This window comes from Campylobacter anatolicus (assembly GCF_018145655.1).
GTDB lineage: Bacteria > Campylobacterota > Campylobacteria > Campylobacterales > Campylobacteraceae > Campylobacter_A > Campylobacter_A anatolicus.
This window is the reverse complement of sequence record NZ_JAGSSY010000002.1, coordinates 334817-347382: the sequence shown is the minus strand read 5'-3', so window position 1 is coordinate 347382 and position 12566 is coordinate 334817. Positions and strand designations below refer to the sequence as shown.

Here is a 12566-nt window from a genome sequence, read left to right as displayed (position 1 = left end):
TAATTTATTCGTATTTTAACATTTTTATTGTTAAATTTCGCCTACTCATATTTTTTAAAGCCTATTTTGTGTATAATCACTCTCATTTAAACAAAAAAGGCATATATGAAGCGATTAGCCATAGCGTTTTCTGGTCCATCAAATAGTGGTAAAACTACTCTTATACTAAAAGTTTTGGAAAAATTTATAGCAGATGGACTTAAAGTGGTGATCATTAAACACGATCCGGGCGATAAAGCGAGATTTGACGTGCAAGGCAAAGATAGCTACCGCTTTGCTCAAAGTGGTGCAGATGTAGTCGTGCTAAGTCCGACTAGAACGACATTTTTCTCACAAACTAGCTCAGAATTAGACGAGGTTATAAGAATGATCGGAGAGTTTGATCTACTTTTGGTTGAGGGGCTTAAAACCTTGCCACTACCGCGACTAAGTGTATTTAAAGATGAGATAGATGAGAGCTATTTGAGCTTTTCAGACGCTATAGCCACATATAAAGATAGTGTGCCATATAATATAACAAATATAAATTTAGATGATATAAACGCAATTTGTGCGTGGATACTTCAAAATGCAAAGGCTGTATAATGAAAGAGTTAGAACAAATTTTTAACGCGATAAAAGATGTCGCAAAACAGATAAGCGAAACTATAAAATACGCCGACTTAGGCTACACAACGCACGAAAATGCTACTGGTGACACTCAGTTAAAACTTGATGTGCTTAGTGATGAGATAATAACGGCCAAATTTAAAGAGCTAGAGTGTGTAAAAGCCCTAGTCAGCGAAGAAAAAGATGAAATTTTAAATTTAAACAAAAATGCAAAATACCTTATCGCTTACGACCCGCTTGACGGCTCAAGCTTAGTTGATGTAAACTTCGCAGTCGGCTCGATCTTTGGTATATATGAAAACGAGTTAAAGCCACAAAATTTAATAGCTGCAGCTTATAGCATATATGGACCACGAGTTGAGCTAGTTATAAGCGATAAAAAGGGAGTAAAGCCTAAATTTTACCGCCTTGATAGAAATGGCGAGTTTAAGCTTATAAAGGAGCTTGAATTAAAGCAAAAAGGTAAGCTAAACGCCACAGGTGCGACACAAAGTGGCTGGAGCGAAACTCACTGCAAATTTATAAAATCACTCTTTGACGAAGGATATCGCCTTCGCTACTCTGGTGCAATGGTAAGCGACCTGCATCAAATTTTACTCAAAGGCGGTGGACTATTTAGCTACCCAGCCACAAGCGATCATCCATATGGCAAACTTAGAGTGTTGTTTGAAGTATTACCGTTCGCATTTATCTACGAAAACGCTGGTGGAGCTACAAGTGATGGCGTTAGTAAGAGCCTTTTTGATATCACTATTACCAAAATTCACCAAAGCACTCCCTGCTTTTTTGGCTCAAGCTACGAGATAAAAACACTTCATAAATTTTACGGACAAGCTTAATGAGCGAGCTAAGCGAAAAAATAAAAGATAAATTTGAACTAGACAGAGATGAAAAAGCCAAAGCTCTAATGCAATGTCAAGCGGATAAAGGGCTAAATAGCTGTTTTAAATGCGAAGCTCTATTTGAATGCGAAACACGCAAAAACTTTGTAGATGCGACATATAACGCTATGTCAAAGGGTAGCACTGGCGGATTTGATTTTTAAATTTAAAGGAAAAATATGAAAAAGAAAGCCTATATTACAACTCCGATTTATTATGTAAATGACGTGCCACATATCGGACACGCCTACACGACCATCATAGCTGACACTTTGGCTCGTTTTAAGCGTTTGCAAGGATATGACACTTACTTTATGACAGGCACCGATGAGCACGGACAAAAGATAGAGCAAGCCGCTAAAACACGCGGTAAAACACCCAAAGAGTATGCCGATGAGATAAGTGGTAAATTTCGTTCACTTTGGGATGAGTTTAAGATAAGCTACGATCATTTTATACGCACAACGGATGCAGAGCACAAGCTCACTTCACAAAATGCGTTTGAAAAAATGTATGAAAATGGCGATATCTACAAAGGCGAATACGAGGGATACTACTGCGTTAGCTGTGAAACATTTTTCACCTCAACGCAACTACTTGATGATGAGTGCTGTCCTGACTGTGGTCGTAAAACAAGCATAGTTAAAGAAGAAAGCTACTTTTTTAGACTATCAAAATACCAAGACGCACTACTAAAATGGTATGAAAATAATGAGCAATGCATAATCCCAAAAGGCAAAAAAAACGAGGTTATTAGCTTTGTAAAAAGTGGACTAAAAGATCTATCCATCACACGCACGAGCTTTGACTGGGGCATAAAACTGCCTAAAAATTTAAACGATCCAAAGCACGTGATGTATGTTTGGCTTGACGCACTCATTAACTACCTAACCACACTTGGATACTCACGTGACAATGAACTTATGGGATACTGGGAGAACACAACACATATCGTAGGCAAAGATATCTTGCGTTTTCATGCGATTTATTGGCCTGCGTTTTTGATGAGCCTTGGACTTCCTTTACCAAAACATATCGCCGCACACGGCTGGTGGACTAGAAACGGCGAAAAAATGAGTAAAAGCAAGGGAAACGTAGTCAATCCAAAAGAGGTTGCGGATGCCTATGGGCTTGAAAATTTTAGATATTTTATGCTTAGAGAAGTGCCATTTGGTCAAGACGGCGATTTTAGCCAAAAAGCTCTCATTGAGCGGATAAACTCAGAGCTTGGTAATGGGCTTGGTAACCTATTAAGCCGCATAATAGGAATGAGCGGCAAATATAGTGAGTTTAAGATAGACGCTCAAAATACAACTAAATTTTATCAAGCCGAGCTAAATGAAGCACACGAATATCTTGACTTAGCTGTATCAAATTTAGAAGTACTGGCGACAAATCGCTATTTAGAGGAACTTTGGAAAGTCGTATCTTTGGCAAATGGCGTAATCGCCAAATACGAGCCGTGGGCGATGATAAAACAAGGTAAAATAGACGAAGCAAACGCTCTTGTGGCACTTTGTGCAAATTTATTAGCAAAAATTTCTGTGCTATTAAGCCCAGCTATGCCAAAGACTTGTGATAAAATAGCACAGGCTCTAGGCTTTGAGATAAACGAGAAAGTATATCAAAATCTAATAATAAAAAATGAGCTTATAAATTTTGTAGCAAAGCCGACAGAACCACTATTTCCACGCATAGAAAATGAACTTTTACCACACTCTAGTGCCATAAAAGAGTCAAAAAAAGTAGAGAAAGAGGAACTAAAAAGTGAGATAATCTCAATTGATGACTTTGCTAAAATCGTTATCAAAGTAGGCGAAGTACTTGAGTGTGAAAGAGTTGAGGGCAGTGAAAAGTTGCTTAAATTTAAGATAGACTTAGGAGAGGCTCAACCACGCCAAATTCTATCTGGTATCGCTAAATTTTATGATCCAAATGAGCTAATCGGCAAACAAGTCTGTGTTTTAGCAAATTTAAAAGAGCGAACAATGATGAAAAAATACGTATCACAAGGGATGATATTAAGTGCTGAAGATGGCTCTCTTACGTTGCTTAGCACTCATTCAAAGGTCAAAAATGGGGCAATAGTCGGCTAAATGACGATAGAAAATTTAATAAGACTTATCAATGGACGCATCATAAACAAACCAAGCGTATCAAGTGTGAGCGATTTTGTTTTTGAACCAAAAAATATCAAACGTGGATATGCATTTATAGCAACAAACGCCGATGAAAATGATATAAAAGACGCTATAAAACATGGAGCTTACGCTATTATAAGTGAAGATGAGCTTATACCAAGTGATGGCGAGATCGCATATATAAAAGTTGACAGTCTACAAAATGCACTTATGCGACTTATGAGATTTGAAGCGACACATAAAAATTTAAAATTTTGTTCTATAAATGCTGTACAAAAAGCGATAATTGAACGTATGAGCCTAAGCAAAAACGCTATACTTATGCCAAGCGAGATTAAAGAGCTTTTTTATAAGATAGTAAAAGCTAAAAATGGAGATATATTTTTTAGTAACGAAGTGCGAGTATTACAACGTATAACGCCCCTTTATGATGCAGTTTGGACAGATACAAAGGCTCAAGCGATCAATCCAAGCTCAATATTTTTTACAACTATAATCTGTGATGATGTTTATTATCAAAATTTAAATATCCCGCGTGTTTTTATGGGTATGTTTTGTGGACTTTTGCACTACTTTAAACAAAATAATATCACTTTTAAGCTAAATGATCACCGAGTTTTTGGGCATTTTGAGCCGATATTTATAGATAAAAATTTCAAGCCCATAAGCTTTGGCAGCAGTTTTCGTGCTTTAATAATTGAAAAAGACGAGGAACTATTTAGCATAGAAGCGGCATATCTGTATAAAAATTTCAGCGAAGATGAAGTTGTTCTTTGCTTGCCACGAGATAGTGAAATAGACGCATCTCAAGCTTTTAGATATGATGATTTAAGTGAGATAAAGGGCCTTAAAGGTTTTAGATACGCACTCATTTTATGCGATAAAAATGAAATTTTATCTATGTTAAATCAAAGCAAAGATCAAAAAAAGCTGTTTGAGTTTTAATCAAACAGCTTTAATTTGTTATTTTTGCTTCACAGTTTTTATATTTCTACTTTTACTTAGCTCTTGCTCTTACTCGCAACTGTTAATTACTACTCTGCAAATCATATTTTTACCACTTTGGCATAAAAACTCACTTTCGCTAACCCAAAAAGTACCTCAAATCAGCTTGTGCATCGCCACTTATGAGACGCACATTAAATTTTTCAACTAAGAAATTTATAATCTCTTCGTTAAAAAACTTCGGTAAAGTTGGTCCAATATTAACATTTTTCATACCAAGATAGAACAATGCTAAAAGTATAATGACCGCCTTTTGCTCCATCCACATTAAGACGATAGAGATCGGTAGATCATTGACAGCTATACCTGTGGCTTCACTTAGTGCAAGAGCAATTTTAACCGCTCCGTTACTGTCGTTGCACTGACCAAGGTCTATGTAGCGTGGTAGCTCAGTACCTGGGACATTACCAAAGTCAATGTCGTTAAATCTAAATTTACCACAACTTGATGTGAGTATCACGCAGTCTTGTGGTAGGCTTTTAGCTAACTCTCGGTAATACTCACGCCCTTTACCTGGTGCATCACACCCCGCTATAACGAAAAATCGTCGGATCTTACCTGTATTTATCGCATCTAAAATTTGCGGAGCTAAACTTAAAATAGTCTTATAATGACCGCCAGTTACTAGTGTCTCATCACTTTCAAAGCCACTCACATCACCACAAGAAATAGCACACTCAATAAGTGGCGTAAAGTCGTCATTTTCTATATGTCTAATACCGTCAGTCCCAGCAATAGAGTAGCCAAATAAGCGATCGGCATAAGTACAATTTGAACGAAGCGGAACTATGCAGTTTGTAGTCATCAGTATCGCACCCTTAAACTCATTAAATAGCTTAGTTTGATCAAACCATGCCTTGCCTACATTGCCCTTTAAGTGTGGATATTTGCGTAGTTTAGGATATCCGTGTGCTGGGAGCATCTCTGAGTGAGTGTAGATGTTTATACCTTTGTCTTTTGTTGCCTCAAGCAACATCTTAAGTGCGTGCAGATTGTGTCCGCTGACTAGTATAGCCCTACCCTCAACTTTATTTTGGCTCACTTTTACAGGCGTTGGCAGACCAAATTTAGCTATATGAGCCTCGCTTAATATATTCATCATCTCAACGCCTGCACCACCGACTGCTAAAAGTTGCTTGATATGCTCATCAAAGTTAAAATTTGAGTTTGTCAACGTAAAATAAAGCGTATCGGCAATAACACGATCAACCGCACTTGTGTCGGCTCCAAGCTCATCAGCGTGGTGGCGATACGCACTAAGACCTTTTAGTCCAAAGACCATCGTATCTTGCAAACGTGCGAGCGTATCGCTCTTTCCGCAAGTGCCTCTACTCTGTCCCTTTGCACCACAGCCACTATCGGCACTCATCTCGCATTGATGACAAAACATCTTTAACTCTTTATCCATTCACTATCCTTAAATTAAAATTTAAAGATATATTACAGAAAATTTCAAATTTTTAGATTGATTTACGTCAATAACTTTAAGAAATATAAATTAATTTTATTGTTTAAGTTTTTTGATTTTGCTTATCATTTTAACTAAAATTTATTAAATTTTATATCTTATCGGATCTTGTGTATTAGCCATCTTAAATCCACGCAGACGCAGACGACAACTATCGCACATGCCACACGCCTCATCATCGTTTTCATAGCAACTCCAAGTTAACTCAAGTGGCGAGCCAAGCTCAAGCGATCTAGCTACGATTTGAGATTTATTTAAATTTATCAGTGGTGTTATGATTTCAATATTTGTATTTTTGGCAGTTCCAACATTTATCGCGTTATTTATCTTACTTATAAAACTTGCCGTGCAGTCAGGATAACCACTACCGTCTTCTTCAACCACACCGATAAATATCGCACTAGCTCCATGCTTTTCGGCAAGTGCAGTGGCTATTGAGACAAATATACCATTACGAAATGGCACGTATGTGTTTGGGACATCTTGACTATCTTTTTGAACGTTTGAGTTTTTAGTATCACTTAAATTTTCTCTGTCATTTTTAATATTTGAGTTTTTAAGCTCACTCAAACTTTCTCCATTTTTAGGCACTTGTATACTCATATCAGTCAAAGAGCTACCGCCTATATCAGCGATAAAACTTACATCTAGGTTTAGTTTTGTAGTGATGCCTAGCCTATCACAAATTTGCTCAAACGCAACCTTTTCACGTCTCATTGTGCGTTGATTATAATCAAAATGAAGTGCAACAATCTCGTATCCCTCATGCTTTGCGATAGTGGCACAAAGTGTACTATCCATACCGCCACTCATTATACATACTGCTTTTTTCATAAATTTACTCCATTTTAATTAAAATTTATAAGATATTTTAAAATTTTATAAGTAAAATACTTTCGTCTCTTTTATATCTTACCCTATTTTTGACAAAATCTTAGCTAGGTGATAGCAAAGCCATAATTTTAGCAGATAACTAAGTTGAAGGTAAAATATCATCAGACTTTTCAAATTTTCTTAAATTTCTGCTAAAATTATACAGATTTTTCCATAAGAAAGCCTAAAAATGATAATATGCGATGATAAATATCCTAAAATTTTAGATAAGATTTGTGAATTTTTGACTCCTGGCGATGTTGAACTTAGCTTTGTTAATAGCAATCAAATGCGTGAGATAAACCTGCGTGAACGTGGGATTGATAAGACAACGGATGTGCTTAGCTTTCCATTTGAGTTTGTTATGCACACCCCACTTGGCTGTATTGTGATAAATTTAGAGCTAGTCAGTCAAAAGGCTACTGAATTAGGACACTCAGATAGCGATGAAGTAGCACTTTTATTTACTCATGGGCTACTTCATGTGCTTGGATATGATCACGAGAAAGATGATGGGCAAATGCGTGAAAAGGAGTGCGAAGTGATAGAAAATTTTAACCTACCAAAAAGCTTGATCGTTCGTACAGAAGAGAGCTAAATTTATTTTTTATCACTATTTTTATCGTTAATTTTATCTAAATTTATATAGCCCATTTCAAGCAGTTTGTTATAAATTTGTGATATCTTTGGTCCTGCCGCACTTCCACCATGCCCACCATGCTCTATAACCATAGTTACGACATACTGTGGATCTTCGTATGGTCCATAAGTCGTCATCCAAGCATGCGATCGTGTCAGATACGCCATATCTTCTTCACGCATACGCTTTTTATCGGTTTGTGAGATACCAACGACTTGAGCGGTGCCAGTCTTTGCTGCGACTTTAATCTTGCAGTCTAAAAAGTGTCTATTTGCCGTGCCTTTTGGATGATTTGCAACCTCATACATAGCGTGTCTTATATATGGTAGTTGTGATTTTTCGAATTTGTTAAATTTATCATCTCTTGGCATAAAGTCTACCACGATATCATCGATACTATGCAAAAAATGTGGCGTTATGTTTAATCCAGTTGCAAGTTCAGCCGTGTGCTTTGCTATTTGCATAGGAGTAACAAGAAAATTGCCTTGCCCTATAGATGTTATAAGCGTCTCACCCTGATACCACGACTTACCATATTTTCGCATCTTCCATTCACGACTAGGCAGAGTGCCGACAAACTCATTTGGTAGATCAACGCCAGTTTTAACACCAAAGCTAAAACGCTCAAGTATTGGGACTATTGCATCTATGCCGATCTTTTGAGACGCTTTGTAAAAATAGTCATCACAACTCTCTCTAATAGCTCTATTCATATCGACATTTCCATGTCCATATGAGTTCCAACAACGAAATTTACGTCCACCAAGCTCATACGAACCAGAGCAGAAAAAACTATCATATCGCGTCATGCCGTTATCTAAAAACGCCATTGCCATTGCCATTTTTATAACTGAACCAGGCGGGTAAAGTCCATTTACTAGCTTGTTTGTAAATGGATGATCAACATCTTGTATCAGCTGCTCCCACTCGTCCTTACTTATGCCAAGTACAAAAGGGTTTAGATCATACTCAGGAAAGCTTCCAGCTGCGATGATAGCACCATTTTTAAGATCCATAATAATAACGCTACCGGCATCTTTACCAAATACATCTGCTACGAATTTTTGAAGTTCTAGATCTATACTAAGCCTTATATCTTGTGAGCTTGCTGGGGTAAAATTTATCTGCTCTATCTCTTGATTAAGTGCATTTACCTTTGTACGCCTAAAGCCCTGCTCACCTTGCAATATCGAGTTATAATACCGCTCAACACCACTTCTGCCAGTATAGTTTGTGAGCTTTGTTAGTGGATCATCTTCTATATCTTTTTGATTTGCTCTGCCCACATAACCTATAATATGTGAAGCTATATCATTGTATGGATAGTGGCGTTTCGATGCTGGTTCGATCCGTAAATTTGGGCGTAATGAAAGGCTTGTAAAATACGGTAAAAACTCATCATAATCTATAAAATCAACAACATTTATAAAATCTTGATTATAAGGCGAATCATTTTTTATGTATTCACGACGTAATTTTGTAGTGTTTAGATCAGTAAAGAGTTTAGTTATCTCGTTAAGTTCGTTATCTAAAATTTGCTCCTTTGAGCTTAAATGCGGCTTGATAGCTATCGAAAACCCTAGTCTATTTATCGCCATTGGGCGATTTTTAATATCGTAAATAACACCACGAACAGGTGGTATATACTGAGTTTTTACTGCATTTTGTTCAGCTTTTTCTTTATAATATTCATTAGAATTTACGCTAAGATGATAAATTTTTGCAAGAAGCATTATCCAAAAAATAGTAATAACACCAAATACAATACGCAATCTCATAGCACACGATCCCTAAACAAAACGATCGCCAAAATACTCTCTGCGACGATATAAACGATATATTCGTGGCTTAAGCTTAGCAAGGTCGTATTTTTTATATATGAGATTAGATTATTTACTAAAAATGTGCCGATATATCCACTCGCAACTAGTATTGCAAGTAGACAGTTACGCCATCTCATCGTCGAAAAAAGCCAATCACAAACAAAATGAAAAAATATCAAAAATGCTACAATGCTAGAAAAAAGGTAAAATCCGTGAATTTGTTCTGAAAACATCATAAATAAGATAGCAAAATACCAGCCTGCACTAAAGTCATTGAGCGTCCTTTGCTTGGTAAAATACTCAATAATCATATACGCAAAAAATAATCCCATCAAAGGAGGTAGAAAACTAAACTGCGTCGTGACAATAGTGTAGCCAAATATCACAACAGCTACAATAAAATTTTTTACTAAACTTTGACTGTTTGCGTAAGTTTTTTGCATATTTATAGACCAAATGTATGTTTAACAATGAGCTCTCTAGCCTTATCTATGCCATTTTTATTTAGCGTGGAAACTAAAACTCCACTTGGGTCAAATCTCATAACGGCACTCTTACTGCTTTGATTTAGCTTATCCGCCTTTGTATATAAATTTAAAATTTTCTGATCCGCACGAATAAAACTATGCAGATATTCATTTACTTCAGTATCAATGCGTAGATCAAAATGCCTAGCATCGATAAGGTGTATAAAAAGCTTGATATTTATTCTAAATTTTAAAAACTCATCCAAACTTCGTCGCCACTCATCGTGCTTTGACTTTGAGACCTTTGCATAGCCAAAACCGGGCAAATCGACAAACATTATCTTAAAACGTTGCCTTATCTCGCCTTGCTCATTTTGCTCTTGAGTGTCTAAATATATCTCTTTTATCTCTTCAAAATCAACTTCAAAAAAATTTATCAGCTGAGTCTTACCAGGCGTTGATGAACTTTTAGCTAGACCATTGTGATTTGTAATAGCATTTATCAAGCTTGATTTACCCACGTTTGAACGTCCCAAAAACACAACTTCACTCGTCGCAAAATCAGGGGCGATATTGATATTTGGTGCAGATGATATAAACTTAGCACCGATAGCTCTTATCACTTAGCTTTATCCTCGACTTGAAATATAAATTTCACCGGTTTTTTATCGCCACTATTAACATTGTATGTGCCATTTAGCTGATTTACCACAATCTTTTCACCATAGATATTTTTATCCGTTTCAACCTCGTGTATATAGCCATTACCAATAACAGTATAAATTTGTGTAGTTGGCTCATATGTGAGTGTATCGCCCTTGCCATCGTAATGTTTGTCTTTTATTACTAATTTTAGCTTTGCATTGCCAGTCGCAATATATTTTACTGGTTGACGATTTTTATCAAAATGAACGATAACTTTGTTTGCCTTAAGCTCGTCGTAATTACCCTTTTTTATATAAACATTACCATTAAATTCGCCAATCTGTTTACCTTCATCAGCAAAAAAACTATCCGATGTTATCTCAACTTGCTCGGCAAATGCCACAAAAGTCGATATGAAAAATACCGCTAATGCCTTTCTTGCTCTATCCACGCTTTAAATCCTTTTATATCTGTCTGTTTTTTTACCATATCATATCGTAAACTTTTGCCTATTATTTTATCACCATTTTGTATCGCAATAAAAGGCACTTTAGATATGGCAATTTTACTTTTTGTATTGTAAATCACTTCGTCTGAACTAAAATTCAAACTCTCATTATTGTCATATTTCACACTGTCTTTAAATGTAATATTATCGTCTCGCATGATGGCTTTTTGTGAGCTTATATCGTGTTTTAAATTTCCACGCAACACATTTGCTTTAAAGTGCAAAAATTCATCTTGATTTGAGTAGCGAACAATCTCGTCAGCTTCATAAATTCCACTAACTACACTCGCATTTATCTCATAATCAACTACATCATTAACCTGCATATTTGCAACTCTTACGTCCTGTTTTATCTCATCAGAAAAGTATGGATCCTGAAACACTACAAACACCATCACAATACTAAATACCGCAATGATACAGTAAAATATCCTTATAACCAACGCTTAGACCACTCTGTAAACATATCTTGTTTACTTATTATCATCTCTATCATCTCTCTAACTGCACCATTGCCACCTTTGTGTTTTAGGCGAGTTGTTACACTTAGCTCTTTTATAGCATCCTTTGGCTTAAAGCTCCAAGCAACAGCGTTTAAAATTTTATAATCATTATAATCATCGCCAATAGCTGCGGCATTTTCAAAGTTCAATCCTTCAAATTTAAGTATCTCTTGTGCTATTTTAAATTTATCACTCACACCTTGATAGACATGATTTATCTTTAAATCTTCAGCCCTACGCTCAACTATTTGAGACTTACGACCCGTGATGATAGCGACTTTTTTACCAAGTTTTAGCCAACTCTCTATCGCATAGCCATCTTTTACGTCAAAAAATTTAAGCTCCTCACCATTTGCATTGTAAATTATCTTACCATCTGTCAAGCAACCATCAACATCTAAAAATATAATCTCTATCATAGTACACCCTTTGTGCTAGGCGTCGAGATATTCTCATTTTTTGCTAAAGCTCTACGAAGTGCTACTGCAAGAGATTTAAATGCTGCTTCTATGATATGGTGATTATTCTTACCACGAACTTTACTAATATGAAGTGTAATATTTGCATTCATTGCTAAGGCCCTAAAAAATTCTTCAACTAGCTCGATATCAAACTCACCAACCTTGCCATTTTCATTAAATCCATCATAGACTAAAAAAGCACGATTGCTTAGATCCAAAGCACATAAAACCGCCGCCTCATCCATCACAACAACACTATCACCAAATCTTTCTACTCCACTAACTGGATAAATTGCATCCTTTAAAAGTGAGCCAATAACTATGCCAACATCTTCAACACTATGATGAAAATCAACGTGCGTATCACCCTTGCAAATAACTTTTAAATCAAGCAAAGAGTGCTTACCAAACGCTTCGAGCATATGGTCAAAAAAACCAATACCAGTTGCTATTTCGCACTTGCCTGTGCCATAAATCTTAAGCTCCGCCTCTATCTGTGTCTCTTTTGTCGTTCTATTAAATTTTAAAAGCTCATCTCTCAC

15 protein-coding genes are annotated in these 12566 nt (G+C 36.3%); 6 read left to right on the top strand and 9 right to left on the bottom strand.

Annotated features, from left to right (window positions below; genetic code table 11):
* Positions 1–105: 105 nt before the first annotated feature.
* The 5 genes from mobB to KDE13_RS04770 are packed head-to-tail and all read left to right on the top strand — an operon-like array spanning position 106 to position 4576.
* Positions 106–585: a molybdopterin-guanine dinucleotide biosynthesis protein B gene (gene mobB, locus KDE13_RS04790; RefSeq protein ID WP_212140865.1), complete on the top strand. Its 480-nt coding sequence runs from the start codon at positions 106–108 to the stop codon at positions 583–585.
* The gene (locus KDE13_RS04785; RefSeq protein WP_212141311.1) at positions 585–1448 is read left to right on the top strand and encodes a class 1 fructose-bisphosphatase; all 864 of its coding nucleotides are present in this window, start codon (positions 585–587) and stop codon (positions 1446–1448) included. The genes mobB and KDE13_RS04785 overlap by 1 nt, the downstream gene beginning before the upstream one ends.
* Positions 1448–1654 (top strand): hypothetical protein, encoded by a 207-nt coding sequence (locus tag KDE13_RS04780; protein ID WP_212140863.1) that lies wholly within the window; start codon positions 1448–1450, stop codon positions 1652–1654. The genes KDE13_RS04785 and KDE13_RS04780 overlap by 1 nt, the downstream gene beginning before the upstream one ends.
* 15 nt (positions 1655–1669) lie before the next feature.
* Positions 1670–3586, top strand: coding sequence for a methionine--tRNA ligase (metG, locus tag KDE13_RS04775; protein ID WP_212142989.1), 1917 nt, complete (start codon positions 1670–1672; stop codon positions 3584–3586).
* Positions 3587–4576 carry a ferrochelatase gene (locus KDE13_RS04770; protein WP_212142988.1) on the top strand — a complete coding sequence of 330 codons (990 nt, stop codon included), beginning with the start codon at positions 3587–3589 and terminating at the stop codon, positions 4574–4576.
* A 139-nt stretch (positions 4577–4715) separates the two neighbouring features.
* Here the strand turns inward: KDE13_RS04770 and hcp are convergent, their stop codons facing one another.
* Both hcp and KDE13_RS04760 read right to left on the bottom strand, forming a co-directional pair.
* A complete protein-coding gene (gene hcp, locus KDE13_RS04765; protein ID WP_212140860.1) occupies positions 4716–6044 on the bottom strand; it encodes a hydroxylamine reductase in 1329 nt (442 codons plus the stop codon).
* A 144-nt stretch (positions 6045–6188) separates the two neighbouring features.
* Positions 6189–6938 carry a 7-cyano-7-deazaguanine synthase gene (locus KDE13_RS04760; protein WP_212142987.1) on the bottom strand — a complete coding sequence of 250 codons (750 nt, stop codon included), beginning with the start codon at positions 6936–6938 and terminating at the stop codon, positions 6189–6191.
* Positions 6939–7167: 229 nt separating this feature from the next.
* Between KDE13_RS04760 and ybeY the strand changes: the two genes are divergently transcribed.
* The gene (gene ybeY / locus KDE13_RS04755; RefSeq protein WP_212142986.1) at positions 7168–7575 is read left to right on the top strand and encodes an rRNA maturation RNase YbeY; all 408 of its coding nucleotides are present in this window, start codon (positions 7168–7170) and stop codon (positions 7573–7575) included.
* Positions 7576–7577: 2 nt separating this feature from the next.
* Here the strand turns inward: ybeY and mrdA are convergent, their stop codons facing one another.
* Genes mrdA through hisB form a run of 7 tightly spaced genes read right to left on the bottom strand, consistent with a single transcriptional unit; the run spans position 7578 to position 12566 of the window.
* Positions 7578–9395 (bottom strand): penicillin-binding protein 2, encoded by a 1818-nt coding sequence (gene mrdA, locus KDE13_RS04750; RefSeq protein ID WP_212142985.1) that lies wholly within the window; start codon positions 9393–9395, stop codon positions 7578–7580.
* Positions 9392–9883, bottom strand: a complete 492-nt coding sequence (locus tag KDE13_RS04745; RefSeq protein ID WP_212142984.1) for a hypothetical protein — start codon at positions 9881–9883, stop codon at positions 9392–9394. The genes mrdA and KDE13_RS04745 overlap by 4 nt, the downstream gene beginning before the upstream one ends.
* A 2-nt stretch (positions 9884–9885) precedes the next feature.
* Positions 9886–10530, bottom strand: a complete 645-nt coding sequence (locus KDE13_RS04740; protein WP_212140855.1) for a GTP-binding protein — start codon at positions 10528–10530, stop codon at positions 9886–9888.
* Positions 10527–11003 (bottom strand): lipopolysaccharide transport periplasmic protein LptA, encoded by a 477-nt coding sequence (gene lptA / locus KDE13_RS04735; RefSeq protein ID WP_212140854.1) that lies wholly within the window; start codon positions 11001–11003, stop codon positions 10527–10529. Before lptA ends, KDE13_RS04740 begins: the two co-directional genes overlap by 4 nt.
* Positions 10979–11503, bottom strand: coding sequence for an LPS export ABC transporter periplasmic protein LptC (gene lptC / locus KDE13_RS04730; RefSeq protein ID WP_212142983.1), 525 nt, complete (start codon positions 11501–11503; stop codon positions 10979–10981). The genes lptA and lptC overlap by 25 nt, the downstream gene beginning before the upstream one ends.
* A complete protein-coding gene (locus KDE13_RS04725; protein ID WP_212140852.1) occupies positions 11494–11982 on the bottom strand; it encodes a KdsC family phosphatase in 489 nt (162 codons plus the stop codon). Before KDE13_RS04725 ends, lptC begins: the two co-directional genes overlap by 10 nt.
* Entirely contained in the window at positions 11979–12566 is a 588-nt protein-coding gene (gene hisB, locus KDE13_RS04720) for an imidazoleglycerol-phosphate dehydratase HisB (RefSeq protein ID WP_212142982.1), read from the bottom strand. Before hisB ends, KDE13_RS04725 begins: the two co-directional genes overlap by 4 nt.